We start from the raw sequence: 23,532 nt of genomic DNA, 5'->3' as shown, positions 1-23,532 counted from the left end.
TTATTTAGATCAAAAAATTAACAAATTCTTAATAAAATTTTGTAAATTTTTTGCCGGATCTAACCGCTTGTTAATCCCGCCAAAAACTTGGACTTAAAATAACTAACAAAGTAAAGACTTCCAAACGCCCACAAACCATCGCAAAGGTTAGAACCCATTTTGCACTATCGGGAATTTGGGTAAAGTTACTGCTGACCGTACCTAACGCTGGCCCAAGGTTATTCAAACTTGCAATCACCGCATTTAACGCATCGAAAGTTTCCATACCACAAGCAATGGTCGCCAACCAACAAACCACAAACACAAAGAAATAGGCTGAAAAGAATGCCCATACCCCTTCGACAATCCGCTCCGATAAAACGTGTTTACCCAATTTAATCGGCTGAATCACATTTGGGTGAATAAAGCGGTGAATTTCTCGTTTTCCTTGCAAATAAAGCAACAACACACGGAACATTTTCAAACCGCCACCCGTTGAACCTGCACAGCCACCGATAAAGGAAGCCAGCACTAACAACAACGGCAAGAAAGACGGCCACTGGCTAAAATCGTTGGTAGTGAAACCTGCCGTAGTCGAAATAGAGACCGACTGGAACAAAGCTTGAATAAAAGTGACGGAGTGATCGTCAAAATAGTTATAAATCCACAACACGCCAAAACAGATAACAAACAACGCTAACTGAACCGTAATAAAAAAGCGAAATTCGTAATCTTTCCAATACAAACCAAGAAAATTCGACTTATTATTACCTTTGTAGCGGTCATTAAACTGATCAAACACCGCAAAATGCAGAGCGAAGTTACAGGAAGAGATCAATAAGAACAGCACCGTAATCAAGTCAATCATCGGGCTGTTAAAATAGCCGATACTCGCATCGTGGGTTGAAAATCCGCCAATCGCCACCGTGGCAAAGCTATGGGAAATCGCATCAAAACCGTTCATACCGGCCAACCAATAGGCAAAAGCACATAACACCGTCAAAGAGAGATAAATCAGCCACAACGCTTTTGCGGTTTCTGCAATCCGTGGACGCATTTTCTGCTCTTTCAACGGGCCAGGCATTTCCGCACGGTATAACTGCATTCCCCCAATGCCTAATAACGGAATAATGGCTACCGCAAGCACGATGATCCCCATTCCACCGAGCCATTGTAGAAACTGACGATAAAATAAAATCGCTTTTGGCAGGTGATCTAGCCCTGTAATTACCGTTGCCCCCGTTGTCGTTAAGCCTGAAAAAGACTCAAAAATTGACTCAGAGAAATTCAGATCAGGATTTTCCAACAGAATAAACGGCACAGCCCCCAGCGACCCTAGTACTACCCAAAACAGCACCACGATTAAGAAACCTTCACGGGAACGTAGTTCTTGCTTATATTTTCGACAGAACCACCACAACGCCGTGCCGACACTGAAATTCAGCACAAAGGCTTCCAAAAACGCACGACCGCCGCCATCATCATAAATCAACGCTACAAACGCTGGCACAAGCATAGTGAAAGAAAAACACATCACCAAAATGCCGACAATACGCATAATTGAAAAAAATTGCACAGAGAAATCCTTTAAATAATGAGATAGTGAAATGGTACTCTGCTTTTCGCACGAGTCAAATCATTTGCTATAATGCCCCCACTTTTATTACAAGCGGTACGATTTCATGGAAAATTTGCAAGAACAACCTGACTGGAAACCATCAGCCTCTATTCAACATTTATTGAAACGAGCAAAAATTATGGCGGAGATCCGTCAATTTTTTACGGAACGTGGGGTATTGGAAGTTGAAACACCTGCGATGAGTGAGTTTTCCGTGACGGATGTACATCTTTCAACCTTTAGCACTCAATTCTTATCGCCGTTTTCAAGCCAAGCGAAAACCTTACACTTGATTACTAGCCCTGAATACCATATGAAGCGCTTGCTTGCCTGCGGTAGTGGGGCGATTTTTCAGCTCTGCCGAGTGTTTCGCAATGAAGAAGTCAGTAAACGCCATAACCCTGAATTTACGATGTTGGAATGGTATCGTCCCCATTTTGATATGTACCGTTTGATTAATGAAGTGGACGATCTGTTACAACAGATTTTAGACTGTGAGCCTGCGGAATCCTTTAGTTATCAATTTGTGTTTCAAACCTACGTTGGCTTAGATCCACTCTCTGCCACTAAAGCTCAGCTGGTGGCTAAGGCTCGTGAACACGGTTTGCAATGTGATGAAGATGAACAACGTGATACTTTACTGCAATTTTTATTTAGCGAAGTGGTCGAAGCGAATATTGGCAAAGAGCGTCCAACGGCAGTTTATCACTTCCCTGCAACCCAAGCGGCACTTGCTCAAATCAGTACGGAAGATCACCGTGTGGCTGAACGCTTTGAGTTTTATTACAAAGGGTTAGAACTTGCTAACGGCTTCCATGAACTCAGTGATGCTAAAGAGCAAATTCGCCGTTTTGAACAAGATAATGTGTTGCGTGAAGCGATGGGTTTACCGCCACAGCAATTAGACAGTCGTTTCCTTGATGCATTAAAAGCTGGTATGCCAAACTGCTCGGGCGTCGCCTTGGGGGTGGATCGTTTGATGATGATTGCGATGAATGCTGATAGTATCGATCAAGTGATGGCATTTGGAGTGGAAAGGGCGTAATTTAGATGTTGGAGCAGATTGGTAGCCTGCCCGAAATATCGTGTTATTTTAACAGGGCGGACACATCGGTCCGCCCCTACTGACAATAAAACTAAAAAGGAACAACCTTGAACAATTTATTTATTATTGACTCACACTGTCACTTAGACTCGCTAGACTATGAAACTCGCCATAAAAACGTGGACGAAGTGATCGACAATGCCAAAGCTCGTGGCGTGCAACAGATGATCTCGATTTGTACAACACTTGGTCGCTTTGAAGCAATGAAGCAACTCACGGCTCACCGTAGCGAAGTGGCTCTCTCTTGTGGTGTTCACCCGTTGAATGTGGAAGATGAGCCGTTTGACTATGACAAACTAGTGGCATTAGTGCAAGATCCTAGAGTAGTTGCGGTGGGGGAAACAGGGTTAGATTATCACTACACACCCGAAACCAAAGCTCTCCAACAATCGTTGTTTGAGCAACATATTGAGGTAGCAAAACAAGTGCAGAAACCGTTAGTGATCCATACCCGTTCTGCCCGTGAAGACACAATGCAGTTTTTAGAACAAGGGAATGCCGAGCAGTGTGGCGGTGTGTTACACTGCTTTACGGAAGACTGGGCAATGGCAAAGCGTGCATTGGATATTGGTTTTTATATTTCGATTTCGGGGATTATTACTTTCCGTAATGCCGAAGAATTGCGAGATGTGGTGCGGAAAGTACCGCTTGATCGTCTGTTAGTTGAAACCGACTCGCCGTATCTCGCCCCGATCCCTTATCGTGGTAAACCGAATCAGCCAGCTTATGTTCGAGAAGTCTGTGAATATGTCGCAACACTAAAAGGCGTATCTTTAGAAGAATTTGCTAACATTACCACGCAAAACGTGCGAAAATTGTTTAAAATTTAATGGTTATATTAATGCCGAACTTTCGGATAAGGATTTTTTATGAGAGCAATGTTTAAATACTTTCTAATTTTAGTTTCACTCTCGCTACACATCGTATTAGTTGGCGCAGTCAACTATGCATTTCCTAGCTATGAGCAAACAATGGTCACTGGAATGGAAGTGCGTCGTATGGATAAAGATGGGGTAATCAGCAAATCAAATCCAGCCGATGGCGAAGTGCGTGATGTGTATTTTCTTTTCACTGAACACCCTGATACCAAAGCGGTAATGGTGTACCGTAATGAAGATACTGGTTGGGGATTACCGCTTTACTTCAAATTTGGCTCTGCCGATATTCAAGCAAAAGCACAAGCCTATGCGAACGAAAAACAGATGGTACAAATTAAGTACTACGGCTGGCGAATTAATTGGTTGAATGAATTTAGAAATATCGTGTCAATCACACCGCTTGCGGAAGGTGAGAGCGTGTCAAAACCGTGGGTAAGCTATATTTTATATGCTTTCTTTGCATTGACGTTCTTCTTGTCTGTGCAGTTTATTCGTGGGTGGTTTGATAGTAGCAAATAATGAATAAGGACGCCAAGCGTGGCGTCCCTACCATTCTTCAATTCACCTTATTTATATTACATTTTGTAGGGACACCACGCTTGGTGTCCCTAATGAATTATCACAATGACCACCTACTTTATCGCCGATCTTCATCTCAACGACAATCAACCCGAATTGACGGATCTGTTTTTGCAATTTATGACAGAAAAAGCACCGCTTGCTGAAGCAGTATATATCTTAGGGGATCTGTTTGATTTCTGGATTGGTGACGATGAGCAATCGCCTTTGATTGATAAAGTGAAACACGCCATTCGTCAGCTCACAGAGCGGGGCGTTCCGTGCTATTTTATTCACGGCAATCGTGATTTTTTAATTGGTAAAGATTTTGCTAAAGCCACCGGAATGACCTTATTACCAGATTATCAACTGATTGATTTATATGGTAAAAAAACCTTAATTTGTCACGGTGATACCCTTTGTATTGATGATATTAAATATCAACAATTCCGCCAAAAAGTTCATCAAAAATGGCGACAATGGCTATTTCTCTGCTTACCGCTCAACCTGCGTATTCATATCGCTCAAAAAATCCGAGCTAAAAGCCGTGCAGACAAACAACAAAAGTCGGCTGAAATTATGGACGTCAATCCTGAATTTACCGCTCAAGTTGTGGATAACTATCACGCTGAATGGCTTATTCACGGACATACTCACAGACAAGCGGTGCATTTTAGTAAAAATTTTGCAAAATCTGACCGCACATTCACTCGCATAGTCCTTGGCGATTGGGGGAAAACTGCATCTATTTTATCTGTATCACCGCAAGGTTTTGCTTTTAATGAGGAACGTTAAATGCTCGATGTGATTATCCCGTGCTATAACGCAGAACAGACCCTTCAACGAGCAGTACAAAGTGTGCTTAACCAAGCTGAATTAGGCACATTATGGATCATTGATGATGCTTCTACCGATAACACCTTTGCCCTTGCCAAACAGTTTGAAGCACAAGTTCCACATAAGATTAAAGTTGAACAGATGCCCCGAAATAGCGGTGTTGCAAAGGCTCGAAATTGGGGGGCGTTACAAAGTGATGCAGAGTTTATCGCTTTTCTTGATGCCGATGATGCTTATGAAAATGGGGCATTGCAAGTTGCCGACGCGATTTTCCATTTCCGTCCTGAAGCAATGGTAGTTCGCCTTGCCTTAAAGCCTATTGGTATTGCAGAACGCTATGCTTCTCACCCTAATTTTGAGTATGCGTGGCAACATATGCGAATGACCTGTGGTGGAAATGTGGTATTTCGCCGTGCATTCTTCCTTGCTTGTGGCGGTTTTCCACAACATCAACTGTTTAGGGAACTGGGCGGTGAAGATGGTGCTTTAGGCATTGCAACGACCAAAATCAGCTATGTCGCAACGGCATTTACTGAAGCGGGCGTATTACATTACTGCCGTGACGGTATGCACGCAGAACGTTTGCTTGATGCGATTCTCTTTAATAAACGCCCTGAAAATGTAACGGAAGAGAAAATGGCTCAAGCCAATGCGATAACAGAAGGTATCTGCAATCAAATCAATTTGTTGAAAACACATCTCAACACGCATAATATTGGCATCTATCCATTAGTTTTAGAACGAACAAAGTAAGAGCAGACAGAGTATGAAACCAATTTATGTGGCATTAGGATTTCTCAGCTTGGCCTTAGGGGTTATTGGTATTTTTATACCTGGCTTGCCGACAACTCCATTCTTGCTACTTGCTCTTTTTTGTTTTGGTAAAGGTTCAGCACGTTTAAACCAATGGTTTTTAAATACCTCTATTTATCATAAATATCTCAAAAATTTTGATGAAAAACGTGCTATGTCACTCAAACAAAAGATCGGTATTTTAGCATTTTCTGCTCCGTTCTGTATTTTCGCTTTCTTTGTGATTCCTCACATCATCGGTAAGTTAATCCTAATTGCCGTAATCATCTTTCAATATTATTACTTCATCTTTAAGATTAAGACTTTGGAAAAATAGTCTCTCACGGTAGAATAGCAAGCTGTCCAAATTTGCAAAAAAGAGAAAGAAAATGACCGCTTGTTTAAGCAAAGAAATCTTAAAAATTGGCTTAGTTTCCGTGTCTGACCGAGCATCTGCAGGTGTTTATGCCGACCAAGGTATTCCTGAATTACAGGCTTGGCTACAAACTGCCATTACCACACCTTTTGAACTTGAAACTCGTCTAATTCCTGATGAACAAGCGATGATTGAGCAAACACTAATTGAATTAATCGATAACCTCGCTTGTCACTTAGTCTTAACCACAGGAGGAACAGGCCCTGCTAAACGTGATGTTACACCTGATGCGACTTTAGCCGTTGCTCATCGTGAAATGCCTGGCTTTGGTGAACAAATGCGACAAGTGAGCCTGCACTTTGTACCAACTGCCATTCTCTCTCGTCAAGTGGGTGTGATTCGACATGACTCTTTGATTTTGAACCTACCCGGACAGCCAAAGGCAATCAAAGAAACCTTAGAAGGCGTGAAAGATCAAGATGGAAAAGTGTTAGTTCGGGGTATTTTCAGTGCAGTTCCCTACTGTTTACAACTTTTAAGCGACATTTATATTGAAACTTACCCTGAAATTTGTGAGAGTTTTAGACCGAAATCAGCGAGAAGATAGGATAACTTATGAAAAAAATTGAAGCCATTATTAAACCATTCAAATTAGATGATGTCCGTGAAGCATTGACGGACGTGGGCATTACGGGAATGACGGTTACCGAAGTCAAAGGCTTTGGTCGTCAAAAGGGGCATACGGAGCTTTATCGTGGGGCAGAATATGCGATTGATTTTCTCCCGAAAGTAAAATTAGAAATTATTGTGGCTGATGAGCAAGTTGATGAATGTATTGAAGCGATCATTGATACAGCACAGACAGGCAAAATCGGTGATGGTAAGATTTTCGTGTATGATGTAGAACGTGTTATTCGTATTCGTACGGGCGAAGAGAACGAAGAAGCCATTTAAGGAATAAAATGAAAAAAACAGGTTTATCGTGGTTGTGGTTAAGTGTCGTGGTATTAATCACAGATTTATTGAGCAAATACATTGTTGTACAACGCTTTGAGCTTTATGAAAGCGTGAATGTTCTGCCGATTTTCAATCTTACTTATGTGAGAAACTATGGGGCGGCGTTTAGCTTTTTAGCGGATCATTCAGGCTGGCAAAAATATTTCTTTTTAGGGTTAGCCATTGTGATCTCTATTGCATTGATTGTAATGCTGTTTAAAAATAAAGCAGAACTTAAACTGCAAAATGCGGCTTATGCCTTAATTATTGGTGGGGCAATCGGCAATGCGATTGATCGTGCTTATAATGGCTATGTGGTTGATTTCTTAGATTTTTATTGGGACATTTATCACTATCCTGTATTTAACATTGCCGATATTGGTATTGTGGTGGGGGCAGGATTGCTGATTTTGGAGTCCATTTTAGAACATCGTAAAAGTAAAAAGAGTGATTAAATGAACATTATTTTAGCGAACCCAAGAGGGTTCTGTGCAGGTGTAGATCGTGCCATTTCGATTGTAGAGCTTGCCTTAGAAATTCACGGCGCGCCGATCTATGTGCGTCACGAAGTGGTACATAATCGCTTTGTGGTGGACGGATTAAAAGCCAAAGGGGCGATATTTGTTGAAGAGCTTGATGAAGTTCCAGATGGTGCTATTGTGATTTTCTCTGCACACGGGGTTTCTCAAGCGGTTCGCCACGAAGCTAAACGTCGTGAATTGAAAGTGTTTGACGCAACCTGCCCGCTTGTAACCAAAGTCCATATGCAAGTCGCTCGCGCGAGCAAAAAAGGCACAAAAGCGATTTTAATCGGACACGAAGGACACCCCGAAGTCGTTGGTACAATGGGGCAATATGATAATGAGAAAGGTGGCATTTTCCTTGTAGAAGATGTGGAAGATATTGCTAAACTTAGTTTAAAAGAAGATGAAGATCTCACCTTTATGACTCAAACCACCTTATCTATTGACGATACCAGCGATGTGATCGAAGCCTTAAAGCAGAAATACCCTGCAATTCAAGGCCCGCGTAAAAATGATATTTGTTATGCCACCACGAACCGTCAGCAAGCGGTGAGAGAATTGGCAAAATTAGCACAATTAGTGCTAGTTGTGGGGTCTAAAAACTCGTCCAACTCAAATCGTTTAGCTGAGTTAGCTTCTCGAATGGGAACACCCTCACAGTTAATTGATGGTCCACAAGACATCGATCCAAACTGGCTACAAGGAGTGACAACGATCGGCATTACCGCAGGTGCATCTGCCCCTGAAGTGTTGGTGCAATCCGTGGTTGAACACTTAAAAGCACTGGGTGTTACCAAAGTCGAAGAATTGGAAGGCTGTGAAGAAAATACCGTTTTTGAAGTACCAAGAGAGCTACGCATTACGGAGGTAAACTAATGAATCGTTTTAGAATTGAATGGGAATGCCGTCGTGGTATGCGTGAATTAGATAAAATGATTATGCCGTTTTATCAAGAACATTTTGATAGTTTGACCACTGAACAACAGCAGACTTTCGTAGAAATGCTTCGCTATACCGATCCAGAGCTATTCCGCTGGTTTATGAATCAAGACACACCGCCAACGGAAGCATTACAAGCGATGGTGAAATTGATTCAATCGAAATTAGTCTATTAATTTATTCTCATTACATACAACTTACTCGGGACGCTATATTCAGCGTCCTATTTCTTTTTTATCAAAACTATGACACAAAACACTTACGAATACTTTGGCGAAAATCCCGAATTTCCGACCAAATTAGTGACATTTACCGTCCTGATCGGTGCATTTTTCGGTTACTTAAATGAAACATTACTCAATGTTGCATTAACCAATCTCATGCACGAATTTTCTATTGATAAAACCACAGTACAATGGATGGCGACAGGTTTTCTCTTGGTAATGGGGGCATTTACTCCCCTAACAGCCAATATTATTCAATGGTTTACTACCAAAACCATGCTGTTAGTTACCCTAATTACCTTTTTAGTGGGAACGCTTATCTGTGCCTTTGCGCCGTCATTCGCTATCTTACTTGTCGGACGCTTTATTCAAGCCGTTTCCGCGGCATTTACCGTGCCTATCCTATTTAATACGATTTTATTGATTTACCCACCCAATCGCCGAGGCACGATTATGGGTATTATCACGATGATGTTTATGGTTGCCCCTGCGATTGGCCCTACCCTGTCAGGCATTATCGTTGATCATTTTGGCTGGCGTTATCTCTTTTTACTCACCATGCCTTTTATTCTCTTATCGATTTTATTGGCAATCCTGTTCTTAAAAGTCAACCTACAACCGATTAATAAACCTAAAATTGATGGTTTATCCGTCCTATTGTCGATTGTTGGGTTAGGATCTTTGGTCTATTCGACAAGTAACTTTGCGACATTGAGCTTATCGGTATTTAGCTTAATGTTTATTAGCGCAATTATCCTAATTGCGTGGTTTGCCAAACGCCAAACCCAACTGGACGTTCCCTTGATCGACCTAAAGGTCTTTCAATTTCAACAATATCGCTATGCGATGCTGATTTTAGCGATCTTAATGTTCGTGTTTATCGGTACGGAATTGATTATGCCAATGTACCTACAACAAGTGGTTCTGCTTTCGGGTACAGTCACAGGATTGATTTTACTCCCTGGTACTGTCATTCAAGCTTTCCTTTCTCCCATTATGGGCAATCAGCTCGATAAACGCGGTGCAAGACCTATCGTGATACCAGGTGTTATCTTGATGATCACCACCTTTGTTCTGATGATGCTTTTTTATCGGATCGACAGTGCCAGCTGGCTATTGACTGCGATTTTCGCCCTATTACCAATTGCGGTATCGATGATTGTTGTCTGCGAAACCCACGGACTTAATGCACTACCGAAAGAGATGTATCCACATGGTACAGCGATTATCAGCACTATCAATCCGATTGCAGGGGCGGTTGGTGCGGCATTTTTTGTAGGTGTTACCCATATTGGTGAAACCCTTTATCAAGCAGACAGTATCACCGCTGAAACGCCACGATTTGCTATGCTTTCTGGGGTTCAGCTTGCCTTTGGTATTGCCATTGGTATGGGAATCATCTCGCTCTATTTCGCGAATAAATTAAGGACAGAATTTAATAAATAAACGCATTACGCCAACATTATGTTGGCGTTTTTTATGGACGAATAAAATTCGTAATCTCTTGGGGAGAGCCACCACGACGAATAATATCTCGCATTTTTCGCATAAATGGCGCAGTTTTTCGGAAAAAGAGTTGATAGGATTGGCAAAGGTAGTTGTGTTTATTTGCTTCATTTGGCAAGCTAATCATTCGATGTTTCGGGCAACCACCGTGACAAAACGTTCGCACATCACAAGCCAAGCAAGCCTGAGTGAGTGCGGTTCTTTTTTGTTGTCCAAATTGGCGTTGTGGTTGAGAATGCACAATCTCGCCCAACGGCTGTTCGTTTAAATTACCCACTTTATAGGTTGGATAAACAAAATGGTCGCAGGAATAAACATCACCATTCGCTTCCACAATCAGTGATGTGCCACAGCTTTCCTGATGAACACAACTACTTGACGGGTAGCCAAGCCATTGTCCAAGCAGATTGTCAAATTCCAGCACATAAATTTTGCCGACATCCTGTTGCACCCACTCTTTAAACACTTCAAGCAGAAAATGCCCATAGCCCTGTGGTGGCACAGAGAAAGCGGTCGGTTTTGCATCCTTTTTTGCAAAAGGTGTTGTGCCACAGCCTGTTTCAACAATCGGGATAAACTGCATAAAGGTTGAACCCAGCTCTTTTAAAGCAAGGTAGGTTTCTCTGCCTTTATGCCAATTTTGATCGTTAATCACCGTCAATGTATTAAACTCAACGCCATAGTCTTTCAACAAATCTACCGCTCGTTTAACCCGTTCAAAGGTAGGCTGACCATTGACCGATATGCGATATTTGTTATGCACTTCACTCAAGCCATCAATCGAAATGCCAATCAAAAATTGATGTGTTTTGAAAAATTCTGCCCATTGGCGATTGAGTGCAATGCCATTGGTTTGGAAAGCATTGGTGATCGTTTTACCGTTTGCAAATTCTTGCTGAAATCTGACCGCTTGTTTGAAAAAATCCAAGCCTAATAACGTTGGCTCTCCCCCTTGCCACGCAAATTCTACTCGCTGTCCTGCACTGGATTGAATGTAATTACGCACATAATTTCGCAAGGTGTCTTCATTCATAAAACGTACATCTTGCTCAATGGTATGCGCTTTTTCAAGATAAAAGCAGTATTCACATTTGATGTTGCATTGAAAGCTACTCGGCTTTGCCATCAAATGAAAGTGGGCTTTGGGGGCGTTTTCAAACATAGTGACCTACTTCTGTTTATGCCAATCTTGTAATAAACCGTTGCGTTTCAACTCTTTAGTAATGCGGATCGCTGTTTCGGTTTCACACCCTGCATATTCGGCAATTTCACGGTGCGTCCAGTTATAGTAAGGGAAGTTTTCCGTGAGAAAATAAATGCTGTCGATAACACGATCAAGGGTGCGTAAATAGGCACTTTTTGCCAAACGTTGTTCCGCTTCTCGCAGTTCATTTGCAAGGGATTGCAACAAAAATTTGCTCATCTGCGGATTTTCTACGAAGAAAGTATCAATGTCTTTTGGTTTAATCCGAATGATCTCTGCTTCAACCAAAACTTTGGCGTTGCAATGGTAGCCGTCATCGCCAAACAATGTTCGATAACCGAAATAATCCCCTTTTTGATATAGACGAACAAGGCTCTCTTTGCCGTTATCTAAGGTATGGTAAAGCCCAATAAGTCCATTATTGACGTAATAAAACTCTTTGGCGGTTTCACCTTGCTTATACACAGTCATTCCTTTAGTGAAGGAATGAAGATGGGTGAGTTGGCACCGTTTTAAGTCGGTTGGGTAGCGTGGATTTACTGACATATCACTTCCTGTATTCATATCGGTCATCTCGTTTTATCCTAACATAGAAAAGAAAGTGGCTCTATGATGGGGATCAGTTTGTGTGAAGTGTGTCAAAATAAAATCAACCCACATACAAGCGGGTTGATTTCTTTCGTTTTTTGCGAATCTGTTGCTAGATTTCATCAATGATCCGATACACCCAATTCTCAAGTGGGTCGTTCAAACGCTTCATTTCCAAACGCATCTCTTCGAGCATCTCTTTTTTGATTTCCTTATAGGCATCATCATAGAAAAGGTTGTGCATTTCTTCAGGATCTTTACGGACATCATAGAGCTCGCAGAGGTCGGTGGCGTTGAATACCAGTTTGTAATCTTTACGTCGCCACATACGCTGTTCAAAGTAAACAAAGTGTCCTGCAAGTTGGCAGAGCAAGCCTTTGCGGTCATTCTCTTTGTTTTCTCTGGTGATCGGTAAAATGGTTTCCCCTTGGAACTCTGGCGGTACTTCTTGCCCAGCCACATCATAGACCGTTGAGGTGAGGTCGTGAAGATAGACGAGATTGTCATCGACTTCATTGACACGGTTAGATTGTGGGTCTTTGATGATCAATGGGACGTTGTAGGTGGTTTCAAACATAAACTCACCTTTTTCAATCATACGATGTGCACCCATTGCATCGCCGTGATCTGCTGTGGCGACAAGGAAGGTGTTTTCGTATAAGCCGTTTTCTTCCAAGAAGGTAAACAGCTCACCGATGGCATCATCGATTAAGGTAATGTAGCCCCAGAATTTGGTGATCACTTCTTTCCAACGTTCTTCGCTGGCTTCCCACATTCCCCACATTTTTGAGATGGTGCGGAAATGCCCAGGTTTTCCTTCAAGCGGTTTGAAGAAACTTTCATCTAGCACAACATCTTTTGGATCGTACATTGAGTAGTAAGGCTCAGGCACGATACAAGGGGTGTGTGGTCCCCAGAAGTTGATCCAAGTGAAGAATGGTTTACCTTCAGCCAGCGACTCGCGGATATATTTTTTCGCTTCGTCAATGATGAAGTATTCGATGGTTTCTTCTTTTGTGCCAGAGAGCAAACCACATAACTCTTGTACTCGTAAATGAGGGTTATCGCCAAAGTAAGCTCGGCTGACTTCAGGGATTTCATAGCCTTTTTCTTCTAACCATTCACGATAACGGTTCGAGTGTGTCGGTGGTTGGTTGAACACCAGATTTTTATAGACTTGGCTACCCGGGTAACCGTAGCCGTCAAAATTGTGTCCTTTAATCCCGTAATCTTCAGGAACAGATTTTGTGCCGACGTGCCATTTTCCTACGACATAAGAGTTATATCCTTCTAAGTTACAGATATTCGGTGCCTGTTGGCTGATTTCCCCTGTGCCACCTTTTTCGCCGTTCTTAATAATACCGTGACTAGATGGCATTAAACCGGTAAACAATGATGTTCGAGCAGGTCCGCAAACAGAGGCAGGCGTAAACGCATTATTGAAACGAATACCGTCTGCTGCAAGTCTGTCAAGGTTAGGGGTTTTGACAATTTGGTGTCCGTAAGGACCAAGCATATCTTTGCGGACTTGGTCTAAAAGAATGTAAACGATGTTGTTCATAGTATTGTCCTTATATGGACGCCAAGCGTGGCGTCCCTACAACACATTTCAAGATTTTGTAGGGACACGACGCTTCGTGTCCCTTATTATTATGCTTTATCTACCACTTTCTTTTTACCGAAGAAAATCAGGATAAGCACTTGCACCACAGCCCATACGCCCATAATCATTGTCGCATTGCCTTCTGCGGAAGCTAAACCAAGCGGTGATAACACTAAGTGTAAGGTAATTAAGCCTAACACTAATGAAGCTACTGTAGTTCTTGCATATTCCCAGTGGGTTAAATCTACATTTGAATGATTGACTTGGTTATCTTCGTATGGGGTCGCACGTTTTAAGAACTGACCTAAGATAAGCATTAACGCCACATCAAAGACGAAGAGTGAACCCATTACATACACAAAGTTGACTTTCACGTTGATAATCCAAACGAGAGTAAAGTAAAGCACAACATGGACTAACAAGGTAATGCGAGCCGCCAAACCTGATACATAGCGGTTAAACAATCCAACAGCAAAGAGTGCTACGATAGGAATGTTAAAGAAGCCAGCAAAACGGCGAGTGAATAAGAAGATACCGTCTGTACCGAACATCAATAACGGTGCAACAACCATTGTGATAATCGCCATAATGGTACCGACTTTTTTCGCATAACTGATAAGCTCTGCATCGGTGCGTTTGACTTTAGTAATCGCAGGCAATAAGTCGTTACAGTAGATGGTTGCCGCTGAATTTAAGAATGAGTTGAAGGTACTTAAAATCGCTCCGAATAATGCAGCCACAAAGAAGCCTTGTAACCAAGTCGGTAACACTTTATTGACTAAACTTGGGTATGACGCATCAATCGGTTTTAAGCCTTCGCCAAGAATGTGATAGCTTAATAAGCCCGGTAAGTTAAGGATTAACGGTAGCAGCAAGAGAAACAGTGCTGCAATTAAAATCCCTTTTTGGCCCGCTTTTAAATCTCTCGCCCCTAACGCACGTTGTACAATCGCTTGGTTTGTTGTCCAGTAGAAGAAGTTGACGATTAAGATACCCGTAAAGATAGCTGGCCAAGGCACAGCATCTGTTGCACTACCGATAGCGTTGAATTTTTCAACGTGGGTTGTGCTGATAATGTGTAAACCTTCTGAAATACTGCCGTTACCTAAATAAGCAAGGGCAAAGATAGGCACAAGTAACGCACCGATCACTAAGATCACCGCATTCCAAGTATCCGATACGGCAACGGCTTTTAAGCCGCCAAAAATCGCATAAATTGCACCGATGATACCGATTGCAATTACGGTGTAAGTGATCGCTTCGCCATAACTGAGATTAAACACTTCTTGTAGGCTGAAGATTTTATTAAATGCAATCGCCCCTGTATAAAGTGCGGTTGGGATAGCAATGAAAAGATAGAAGAACAAGAAGAGCGTTGACATAATCAAACGTGTTTGTCTGTCGAAACGTGCTTCAAAGAACTCTGGAATGGTGGTGTAACCGTTACGGATATATTTTGGTAACAGGTATAACGCAAGGAAACAGAGTGGGATAACAGATTGCACTGTCCACGCCATAATCGAGAAGTTACCTGCATAAGAGTTTGCGTTGATCCCGATTAACTGTTCCGTTGAAAGTGAAGTTAATACCATTGAGCAGCCGATGACTACGCCACTCAATCCACGCCCAGCCAAGAAGTAGCCTTTTGAAGTGCTTAAATCATCCCCTTTGGTTTTATACCAAGAGATTAAACCGACTGCGGCGGTTACAACTAAAAAACTGACTATTGTAAGAAACATATAGTCCTCCTTAAATTGTTACGATGAAATAGACTGATGTCATTCTAGGAATTTAGAACAGCCTTAGCATAATCTCGTTAGATGTAAATAAACTATGATAATTGTCATAAATGTAAAGTGATCTTGCTCACAAATTTAGAAATTAATGAAATTTCACTCCAAAAAACAGCCTAAAAATATGAGAACGATCATAAAGTCTCTTCTGTTTTCCCTTTCATAATAACGCCAACACATTTCATGCTTTTCAATCGGGAGAAGAAGATGACTCTCACTACGATTTTCATTCTAATCGCTTGCGGCATACTGACTAATCTCATGTCCGCCCTTTTTGGTATTGGTGGTGGCGTTTTAATGGTGCCGATTTTGCACACGCTATTTCCTGAATTTCCTCTACAAATGGTGGCGGCCACGTCACTGATGACGGTAATGGGAACGGCGACGATCAACCTGATTTATTTTTATAAACAACAAGTCTCTATTAACATCAAATCCCTACTTCTTTGGTCTATTGGCATGATTATTGGTGTACAGTTAGGGTTTGAAGCCAGTTTCTTTGTACCGAATTGGTTAATTGTGGCTGTATTTGTTATCACACTTTTGGTATTAGCACTACGTCTCTTTTTTGCAAAAGAATCAGGGAATCTGACCGCTTGTCGCCCGATAAAAGAGCATATCAAAGGCATTTCAGTCTGTGTATTCGGGGGAAGTGTTGCTGGAATGACGGGAATTGGCGGTGGTTCGATTATGGCACCACTGATCAGTTTATTGCCAAGTGTAAAAAACCATCAGATTGCCGCATACAGCAACTATATGATGATTATCGGTGGATTAGGAAATTTATATGGCTATCTAAGCAAAACCCCACCTGTCTATTTAGAAAACTCTTGGCAAGTGGGGTATGTGAATTTCACCGTTGTCGCTATTGTGGTGAGCTGTTCTTTTATGACCAGCTTCTTTTCAATGAAATTACGTGGCATTTTAAAACCACAAACCATGCAAAAATTACTGGCAATCATTTTATTAACGATTGCCATTTATATGCTGTTATTACAACTTTTCCGTTAAGCGATTTTAACTGCTTTATACTGGCTTTGTGGCTCAACAATCAATGCGCGAGCTTTAATAATTTGTAACTCATATTTTCCGCTTTGTTGAGTTACGCTCATTACATCATTGACCGCATTTGCAGTATGTTCAAAAGCCTCTAAATCTGACTTACCATTGAGTAAATTTGCTAAAAACAAACCGCTTGTTAAATCACCTACGCCCACAGGATCTTTTGCGACAAATTCATGAAGTGGGCGACTAATATGCCAAATGCCGTCTTGATTTGCTAACACCATTTCAAATTTAGAAGGATTTTGCCCAACTTTACTTAAGTGTTTTACCAATACACGCTTAACCCCTTTACTGCGAATAAACTTAATGGCTTCAAGAGCCTGTTCAAAATTCTCTACTGCCAAGCCTGTAAGTTCTCGCAACTCCACCAAATTCGGCGCGATGATATCTGCTTTCGCCATGGCTTCATCACGTAAAAATTCTGCTACCCCAGGTGCAACAATACACCCTTTATCTGGATGCCCCATGACAGGATCACAAAAGTAAATGGCATTTGGGTTTACAGATTTCACACGCTCAACACAAGCCAAAATTTCCGCACCTTGCTCCGCAGCCCCGATATAACCAGAAAGCACCGCATCGCATTCATGTAATGCCTCAATTTCCGCAATGCCTTGAGTAATCTCACCAATTTGCTCTTTAGGCACAACCATCCCTTTCCATTTACCATACTGTGTATGATTCGAAAATTGCACCGTATTTAACGCCCAAACATCAATGCCTAATAATTGCATTGGGAACGTCGCCGCTTTGTTACCTGCATAACCATAAACAACATGAGATTGAATGGATAGTACATTTTTCATTAAATCAAACTCCTTTTCAGGTAAAATTTTACGTTGTGAATTAAAAAATAGTTGCAAGAAGAGAGAAAATCGCTAAAATGCGCACTCTTTCCAAGACATCTTGTCCTATGCCGACTTAGCTCAGTAGGTAGAGCAACTGACTTGTAATCAGTAGGTCACCAGTTCGATTCCGGTAGTCGGCACCATTTATTTCTATTTCATCACTTAAATCGATTATTCACTTTTTTACTTTTCTTCTTATGCTTCACAAAAAGAAAACGGTAAGAGAGTTGCAAAATTTTGCCTTCATCTTACCGCTTCATCAAAATAAGAAATTAAACGTAGCCGTAATTCATTAAACGTTGATAACGACGATCTGTTAATGATTCCGCATCAAGTGGATCTAAGTCCGCCAAATCTTCAATGAGACGTTTTTTCAAGTTTGCTGCCATCTCATCAAAGTTACGATGCGCACCACCCAATGGTTCTGGTACGATATTATCAATTAGCTCAAGTTCTTTTAGGCGAGGTGCGGTTAAGCCCATCACTTCCGCAGCGGTTGAGGCTTTTTCAGCACTTTTCCATAAGATAGAAGCACAACCTTCAGGGGAAATCACCGAATAGGTGCTGTATTGCAACATATTCACTTTATCGCCCACGCCAATCGCTAACGCACCGCCTGAACCGCCTTCGCCGATAACCGTACAGATAACAGGCACTTTTAAGGTGGACATCTCACGCAAGTTGCGTGCAATCGCTTCTGACTGTCCACGCTCTTCTGCACCAATGCCTGGATATGCTCCTGGTGTATCAATAAAGGTGATAATCGGCATATTGAAACGTTCTGCCATCTGCATTAAACGAAGGGCTTTACGGTAGCCTTCTGGTGCTGGCATACCGAAATTGCGTTTCACTTTTTCTTTCACGGTACGCCCTTTTTGATGTCCAATTACCATCACTGGACGACCATCTAAACGTGCAATACCGCCAACGATCGCTTTATCATCTGCAAAAGCACGGTCGCCAGCAAGTTCATCAAATTCGGTAAAAATACGCTCAATATAATCTAAGGTATAAGGGCGACTTGGATGGCGAGCCATACGAGAAATTTGCCACGCATCTAAATCTGCGAATGTTTTCTTCGTTAATTCTTCACTCTTTTTCTGTAAGCGTGCAATTTCATCATCGAGGCTGATCTTGTTGTCATTACCTACGGCGGAACGCAATGCTTCAATTTTTGCTTCAAGTTCAGCAATCGGCAATTCAAAATCTAAATATTCTGTTGTCATAATTTTTTCCTATCTGTTTCGGCGGAAATAAAAATCGCTGTATTCTATCAGCGAATGCGACACAAGCGGTAAGATTTCCACATTTTTTTGCAAATTTTCTCGCTGATCCGACCGCTTAATGCTATTCCGTAACAGCAAATTGCCCCATACAACCACGATCTCGTAACATTAAATCGGATACCCCGAAGGTAAATGGCTGTTGCTCAGAGGCTATATGTTCAAACTTAACCAACAATGTGGTTTCTTGCGTTGGTTCTAACCATACACAATCTCGCCAAGCCAACTGTTTGTGAGGCACAGCCTGACGATTTTTCGTTTCCACAATAAATTTCGCACCTTGTAAGCTAAAACCTACCGCTTCCGTTGTGGTTAAATACCAACGTTCCACCAAGCCTTTTTTCACCGTGAAATCAATCCGTTTAGGATCAAATCGTTGCTGATTGATTAAACGATCCTGTGGGCGGAGATTGATTTTGCGTTCTTGGGTAATTTTTAAGTTAAACTCTTCCACATTAAATGGAGGAAGTTTGGGGGTCACATTTAATGCTGAAGGCAGACCCTCTGGACGAAGCTCTAATACCACATTATCCTTTAACTCGTTGTTATCTTTGAACAATTGCCCAACTTCATCAAAAAAATCTCGCTTCTTGCCACTGATTAACGAAACATTTCCCCCTTCATTTAAGTCCACTAAAACTTCAATTCGTTCCGACGGTGCAAGGGGAATATGTTCCATTTCAACCATATCAGCTAGAAATCCAATCCCCGTTGCAATCAAATATAACGGCTTACCATTATCTAAACGTAAATCATAACGACGAGAGAGGGAAGCATTCACAATCCGCAAACGCACCCAGCCTCTCGGCACATTCATATAAGGTGATTCAACCCCATTGACAAATAAGCGTTTCCCAAAGAATTGGTTCGCTTGAGTATCAATCACTTGCACGCCATCTTTATTAATCAACTGATCTTGCAAGATTAAGGGAATATCATTCACGCCATATTTATTTGGCAATGATGCTTTTCGGCTTTCGTTATCTTCAATAATCCATAAACCAGCCAAGCCACGATAAACTTGGAACGCCGAATTCAACATCGTATCGGCATGATACCATGCGGTACAAGCGGGTTGATTGACCGATAAAATTGGCGACCAACTGCTATTTTTCTCCATTTTACGATGAATAGAACCGATCATCTCGGTGGTTGCCTGTAAGCCTTGAATATTGATAGACAACGCTTGGGGAAGATTGTTGGTATAGGTGAGTTTAACAAAATCGCCTGACTTCACTCGCACCGTTGGGGCAAGATAACGCCCATTTACGCCCCATACATCAACCAATTTGCCTTTATCAAACTGAGTCTGTGCGGTTCTAAAATCTAATCTTACAGGGCGACCGCGTCCTACTTCGATAATAGGAGGAATCGTTAAGGCAGTACGATTTTTTGCCCACAATGGTGTCGGAGCTAAAGAGATAGCACCGACAAAAGCGGAACGTTGTAAAAATTGACGGCGAGAAAGTTTCATATTATTTACGTTCTAATTGAGCCACTTCTTGATCTAACTGTTCAATTTTAGCTTGCATAATTTGGTGACATTTTTCGATTAGTTCTTTGAGATTTTCACGATCATAACCTGACGTATCAATCGGTTCTAATTGTTCGCAAATCACTACGCCATTATCCTTACGATTTAAGTCAATCTTATTATGGGTCGTTGAACAGACAATCGGCACAATCGGCACACCTGCCGCAATCGCCGTATGGAACGCCCCTGTTTTAAAAGGTAGCAACCCACGCCCACGGCTACGCGTACCTTCTGGAAACATCCATACTGAGATCTGTTTATCACGAATAATCTCACCGACTTTATTCATCGTATTAATGGCACTACTGCGTTTTTCACGGTGAATAAAAATATTCCCCGTTGCCCAATATACTAAGCCAAAAAAAGGAATCCAAATCAAACTGCGTTTGCCAATGCTCACCGTTCTCGGTGGAACCATTGAAGCGATCGTTACCATATCATAGTTATTTTGGTGGTTGCCGATATAAATCGCAGGTTTATCAAAGCCCGAATAATTACGCGTAATCAGTTTAATCCCAAGACATCGATGTAAAGCACCAAACATACGAGCAACAACGCCAACACTACTCGGATGACGGAAACGGATTAATGCATAAATTGTGCCAATAAGACTAATTAGAATGGCTAATACAGCCACAAAAATAATACGAAGAAGCTTTAACATGTTAAAACCTTAAATCAAAGAAATTTAGATAAAGTATAGCTGAGATGTCCCCATTTGCCAAAAAGATAAGCATAAACTATATTACTAAAATTCATTTCCATTTTGTTAATAAATCGTTATATTGCACTAGTTTTTTAACCACATAGGAGTCATTATGAGCCAAGTTACATTAGCAGGAAATGCTATCGAAGTTGCAGGTCAATTCCCACAAGCGGGTAGTTCTGTGTCTGATTTTACATTAGTGAATAATGGTTTAGAAAATGTATCACTCTCAGATTTTGCGGGAAAACGTAAAGTCTTAAACATTTTCCCAAGTATTGATACAGGTATCTGCGCAACCTCAGTTCGTGTATTTAACAAAGAAGCGGCTGAATTAGCCAATACCGTTGTACTTTGCATTTCAGCTGACCTTCCATTTGCACAAGCACGTTTCTGTGGTGCAGAAGGCATTGCGAATGCACAAACCTTATCAACCTTCCGTAATAAAGCATTCCACCAAGCAGTCGGTGTTGATATTGCAACAGGTCCATTAGCGGGTTTAACAGCACGTGCGGTAATTGTGTTAGATGAAAATAATAAGGTACTACACAGTGAATTAGTGCCTGAAATCAAACAAGAGCCTAACTATGAAGCTGCTTTAGCAGTATTAAAATAAGATGTAAAAAGAGCAAGTTTTTCAACTTGCTCTTTTATTTTTATTTCTGATTTTCTTTATTGTCCGTTTTTATCATCGATAATGCTGACTGAATACTTCGCTCAATGGTTTCACGTCTCGGATCATCTTCAGGCATTAACTTCAACATCATTCCCCACGTCATTGCCGCCATTTTATAGTCTTCCTGTTCGAATGCACGGAAAGCCAATAAACTCAAGGCATTGGTGTTGGTATGATCGACTCGAATCACTTCTTTAAGCAGTTGCTCACCTTGAGATTTATCTTTTGGATCTTCAGAGAACAGTAAAATTTCCGCATGGCGTAGTTTATATTGAGTATTCTCTGGTTTTAAGTTGCTCGCTTTGGCAAAGCTATCAAGGGCTAATTGCCCATTATCCAGCGCCATTCCAACCTGACCTAACATAAACCATGATTTATCATCTTGTGGATTATTCTGTAACTCGACACGTAGTGCCATCGCAAACTGATTGAGCTCTTGTTCAGAAAGTGGATCGGTTTCTTCCGTTTTAATCCGCTCATAAAAATAATCTAGCTTTTTGTGGCTCATTTCAAGCATGGTGCCACTAAACCACGAACCGACATTCCAATAAATACCCGCACTAATACCACCGATACACAAAATCAAAGCAATAAACCAAATCTTACCTAGATGACTCTTTGCCTCCACCACTTTTTTAGCCTGTTGTTCAGGAATATCATCCAATAAACTTTGTTGTAACTCTAACGTGGTTTGCTCTTTATCTTCGATCACCCCTTCATCTACTTCACGTTCTACTTCTTTCAAACGATCAAAATAGAAGGCTTTATTGAGATTATCTCGCTTTTGTGAGCTTAATTGCTGACGTTGTTTTAATAAAGGGTAGAACGCCACCACGCCAATAATCAGCGTAATAACCGTGATTAAAATCCAAAAATTCATTATTTATCCCTTTCATTTAAAATTTGATTAAGACGAGCTTTGTCGATCACATTTGCATTTTTTTGCTCAGAACTGACCGCTTGTACACGCTTTTTACGTTTAAACATAATGCCTAAACCGATTCCAATTAATAATAACGGCATAAGCCAGAGTAAAATAGTCGCTGGTGTAATCGGTGGATCATAGGTCACAAAATTACCATAACGTTCCACCATATAACCCACGACTTCATCTTTGCTTTTACCCTGTTTCAATAGCTCAAGGGTCTTGTTACGCATATCCGTCGCAATGGTTGCATTTGAATCTGCAATATTGTTATTTTGACATTGAGGACAACGTAGTTCTTGGATTAATGCACGATAATCGGATTCTTGCTGTGCATTATCAAACTGCTGAATATCCGTCGAAGCTATACTTAATGCAGGGACAAGCAATAAGAGTGCAAATAATTTCTTCATAGCCATTACTTCAATTTCTCATAAATGGGTTTTAGCACTTCATTCCACACTTTTTCATTCACATCACCTGTGTGGCGGTAATGAATTTTGCCGTTACCGTCAATAATAAAGGTTTCAGGCGCACCATAAACCCCTAAATCTAACCCTAAAGAGCCTTTTGGATCATAAACAATGGCTTTGTAAGGATCACCATAATCTTTTAAAAATTTTAAGGCTTTAGCACGCTCATCTTTGTAATCTATCCCGACAATTTCAATCCCTTGTTTAGCAAGAACAGTTAAAAATTGATGTTCCGCAAAACAAGTTGGACACCAAGTTGCCCATACATTTAACAAGCGTGGCGTTCCTGTTTTAACTACAGATGAATCTAACATCTGTGTTGCTTCGTATAACGACTCTAACTTAAATTCAGGGATCGTTTTACCTATGAGTGCAGACTCAAGAGCTTTGGGATCTTCCCCATTGGCATTGCGTTGAAGCTGAATAGTAAAGGTAATAATTAACCCTAAAAAAACAATCAGTGGAATAAGTAGCTTGGCTTTCATCTGTTTTCCTTACACATAAC

26 protein-coding genes and 1 tRNA gene are annotated in these 23,532 nt (G+C 41.3%); 15 read left to right on the top strand and 12 right to left on the bottom strand.

Translation table 11 applies throughout. The features are described 5' to 3' along the window. Positions 1 to 70 precede the first annotated feature (70 nt). Positions 71 to 1,555: a TrkH family potassium uptake protein gene (locus EXH44_RS05850; RefSeq protein WP_162856649.1), complete on the bottom strand. Its 1,485-nt coding sequence runs from the start codon at positions 1,553 to 1,555 to the stop codon at positions 71 to 73. 106 nt (positions 1,556 to 1,661) lie between these two features. Between EXH44_RS05850 and epmA the strand changes: the two genes are divergently transcribed. From epmA to EXH44_RS05790, 12 genes are all read left to right on the top strand, one after another. Next, positions 1,662 to 2,642: an elongation factor P--(R)-beta-lysine ligase gene (gene epmA / locus EXH44_RS05845; protein ID WP_162856648.1), complete on the top strand. Its 981-nt coding sequence runs from the start codon at positions 1,662 to 1,664 to the stop codon at positions 2,640 to 2,642. A 107-nt stretch (positions 2,643 to 2,749) separates the two neighbouring features. After that, positions 2,750 to 3,532, top strand: a complete 783-nt coding sequence (locus EXH44_RS05840; protein WP_016527622.1) for a TatD family hydrolase — start codon at positions 2,750 to 2,752, stop codon at positions 3,530 to 3,532. A gap of 39 nt (positions 3,533 to 3,571) precedes the next feature. Then, positions 3,572 to 4,099: a DUF1523 family protein gene (locus tag EXH44_RS05835; RefSeq protein ID WP_021113777.1), complete on the top strand. Its 528-nt coding sequence runs from the start codon at positions 3,572 to 3,574 to the stop codon at positions 4,097 to 4,099. Between the two features lie 105 nt (positions 4,100 to 4,204). Further along, positions 4,205 to 4,933 (top strand): UDP-2,3-diacylglucosamine diphosphatase, encoded by a 729-nt coding sequence (gene lpxH / locus EXH44_RS05830; RefSeq protein ID WP_162856647.1) that lies wholly within the window; start codon positions 4,205 to 4,207, stop codon positions 4,931 to 4,933. Further along, a complete protein-coding gene (locus EXH44_RS05825; RefSeq protein ID WP_162856646.1) occupies positions 4,934 to 5,728 on the top strand; it encodes a glycosyltransferase family 2 protein in 795 nt (264 codons plus the stop codon). Between the two features lie 13 nt (positions 5,729 to 5,741). Beyond that, complete coding sequence (locus tag EXH44_RS05820) at positions 5,742 to 6,104, top strand: YbaN family protein (RefSeq protein ID WP_162856645.1); 363 nt, start codon at positions 5,742 to 5,744, stop codon at positions 6,102 to 6,104. Between the two features lie 52 nt (positions 6,105 to 6,156). Continuing rightward, positions 6,157 to 6,750, top strand: a complete 594-nt coding sequence (mog, locus tag EXH44_RS05815) for a molybdopterin adenylyltransferase (protein ID WP_162856644.1) — start codon at positions 6,157 to 6,159, stop codon at positions 6,748 to 6,750. 8 nt (positions 6,751 to 6,758) lie between these two features. Next, positions 6,759 to 7,097: a nitrogen regulatory protein P-II gene (glnB, locus tag EXH44_RS05810; protein ID WP_005711076.1), complete on the top strand. Its 339-nt coding sequence runs from the start codon at positions 6,759 to 6,761 to the stop codon at positions 7,095 to 7,097. An 8-nt stretch (positions 7,098 to 7,105) separates the two neighbouring features. Continuing rightward, positions 7,106 to 7,594 carry a signal peptidase II gene (lspA, locus tag EXH44_RS05805; protein ID WP_162856643.1) on the top strand — a complete coding sequence of 163 codons (489 nt, stop codon included), beginning with the start codon at positions 7,106 to 7,108 and terminating at the stop codon, positions 7,592 to 7,594. Then, entirely contained in the window at positions 7,595 to 8,539 is a 945-nt protein-coding gene (ispH, locus tag EXH44_RS05800) for a 4-hydroxy-3-methylbut-2-enyl diphosphate reductase (protein ID WP_162856642.1), read from the top strand. It abuts the gene before it with no gap. Beyond that, on the top strand, positions 8,539 to 8,778 hold the full coding sequence (locus tag EXH44_RS05795; protein WP_162856641.1) for an FAD assembly factor SdhE: 240 nt from the start codon (positions 8,539 to 8,541) through the stop codon (positions 8,776 to 8,778). Before ispH ends, EXH44_RS05795 begins: the two co-directional genes overlap by 1 nt. Before the next feature lie 69 nt (positions 8,779 to 8,847). Further along, entirely contained in the window at positions 8,848 to 10,272 is a 1,425-nt protein-coding gene (locus EXH44_RS05790; protein WP_162856640.1) for a DHA2 family efflux MFS transporter permease subunit, read from the top strand. Between the two features lie 31 nt (positions 10,273 to 10,303). On the opposite strand, the gene EXH44_RS05785 is transcribed toward EXH44_RS05790, so the two are convergent. The 4 genes from EXH44_RS05785 to EXH44_RS05770 all read right to left on the bottom strand — a co-directional run bounded on the left by EXH44_RS05785 (position 10,304) and on the right by EXH44_RS05770 (position 15,466). Continuing rightward, a complete protein-coding gene (locus EXH44_RS05785) occupies positions 10,304 to 11,494 on the bottom strand; it encodes an anaerobic sulfatase maturase (RefSeq protein WP_162856639.1) in 1,191 nt (396 codons plus the stop codon). 6 nt (positions 11,495 to 11,500) lie between these two features. Beyond that, a complete protein-coding gene (locus EXH44_RS05780) occupies positions 11,501 to 12,082 on the bottom strand; it encodes a Crp/Fnr family transcriptional regulator (RefSeq protein ID WP_162857532.1) in 582 nt (193 codons plus the stop codon). A 154-nt stretch (positions 12,083 to 12,236) separates the two neighbouring features. Beyond that, entirely contained in the window at positions 12,237 to 13,685 is a 1,449-nt protein-coding gene (locus EXH44_RS05775) for a sulfatase family protein (RefSeq protein ID WP_021110113.1), read from the bottom strand. A gap of 89 nt (positions 13,686 to 13,774) precedes the next feature. Then, positions 13,775 to 15,466, bottom strand: coding sequence for a solute:sodium symporter family transporter (locus EXH44_RS05770; RefSeq protein WP_162856638.1), 1,692 nt, complete (start codon positions 15,464 to 15,466; stop codon positions 13,775 to 13,777). Positions 15,467 to 15,727: 261 nt separating this feature from the next. Between EXH44_RS05770 and EXH44_RS05765 the strand changes: the two genes are divergently transcribed. Beyond that, on the top strand, positions 15,728 to 16,531 hold the full coding sequence (locus tag EXH44_RS05765; protein WP_162856637.1) for a sulfite exporter TauE/SafE family protein: 804 nt from the start codon (positions 15,728 to 15,730) through the stop codon (positions 16,529 to 16,531). Here EXH44_RS05765 and pdxY read toward each other — a convergent pair. Beyond that, positions 16,528 to 17,391, bottom strand: coding sequence for a pyridoxal kinase PdxY (gene pdxY, locus EXH44_RS05760; RefSeq protein WP_162856636.1), 864 nt, complete (start codon positions 17,389 to 17,391; stop codon positions 16,528 to 16,530). The genes EXH44_RS05765 and pdxY overlap by 4 nt on opposite strands. Positions 17,392 to 17,500: 109 nt before the next feature. Between pdxY and EXH44_RS05755 the strand changes: the two genes are divergently transcribed. Continuing rightward, positions 17,501 to 17,576, top strand: a tRNA-Thr gene (locus tag EXH44_RS05755). Positions 17,577 to 17,705: 129 nt separating this feature from the next. Here the strand turns inward: EXH44_RS05755 and accA are convergent. The 3 genes from accA to EXH44_RS05740 all read right to left on the bottom strand — a co-directional run bounded on the left by accA (position 17,706) and on the right by EXH44_RS05740 (position 20,914). After that, positions 17,706 to 18,659, bottom strand: coding sequence for an acetyl-CoA carboxylase carboxyl transferase subunit alpha (gene accA / locus EXH44_RS05750; RefSeq protein WP_162856635.1), 954 nt, complete (start codon positions 18,657 to 18,659; stop codon positions 17,706 to 17,708). A gap of 121 nt (positions 18,660 to 18,780) precedes the next feature. Then, on the bottom strand, positions 18,781 to 20,190 hold the full coding sequence (locus EXH44_RS05745; protein WP_162856634.1) for a multicopper oxidase domain-containing protein: 1,410 nt from the start codon (positions 20,188 to 20,190) through the stop codon (positions 18,781 to 18,783). 1 nt (position 20,191) lies between these two features. Beyond that, a complete protein-coding gene (locus tag EXH44_RS05740) occupies positions 20,192 to 20,914 on the bottom strand; it encodes a 1-acylglycerol-3-phosphate O-acyltransferase (protein ID WP_162856633.1) in 723 nt (240 codons plus the stop codon). A gap of 154 nt (positions 20,915 to 21,068) precedes the next feature. Here EXH44_RS05740 and tpx point away from each other — a divergent pair, with 154 nt between their 5' ends. Then, positions 21,069 to 21,569: a thiol peroxidase gene (gene tpx / locus EXH44_RS05735; RefSeq protein WP_162856632.1), complete on the top strand. Its 501-nt coding sequence runs from the start codon at positions 21,069 to 21,071 to the stop codon at positions 21,567 to 21,569. Positions 21,570 to 21,609: 40 nt separating this feature from the next. Here the strand turns inward: tpx and ccmI are convergent, their stop codons facing one another. Genes ccmI through EXH44_RS05720 form a run of 3 tightly spaced genes read right to left on the bottom strand, consistent with a single transcriptional unit; the run spans position 21,610 to position 23,512 of the window. Beyond that, positions 21,610 to 22,509 (bottom strand): c-type cytochrome biogenesis protein CcmI, encoded by a 900-nt coding sequence (gene ccmI / locus EXH44_RS05730; protein WP_162856631.1) that lies wholly within the window; start codon positions 22,507 to 22,509, stop codon positions 21,610 to 21,612. Further along, a complete protein-coding gene (locus EXH44_RS05725) occupies positions 22,509 to 22,967 on the bottom strand; it encodes a cytochrome c-type biogenesis protein (RefSeq protein WP_162856630.1) in 459 nt (152 codons plus the stop codon). The genes ccmI and EXH44_RS05725 overlap by 1 nt, the downstream gene beginning before the upstream one ends. Before the next feature lie 5 nt (positions 22,968 to 22,972). Further along, a complete protein-coding gene (locus tag EXH44_RS05720; protein WP_162856629.1) occupies positions 22,973 to 23,512 on the bottom strand; it encodes a DsbE family thiol:disulfide interchange protein in 540 nt (179 codons plus the stop codon). Positions 23,513 to 23,532 lie beyond the last annotated feature (20 nt).

The sequence above is a fragment of the Actinobacillus indolicus genome (assembly GCF_004519515.1).
Lineage (GTDB): Bacteria > Pseudomonadota > Gammaproteobacteria > Enterobacterales > Pasteurellaceae > Glaesserella > Glaesserella indolica_A.
The sequence above is the reverse complement of the archived record's forward strand: the minus strand, read 5'-3'. Positions and strand labels throughout refer to the sequence as shown.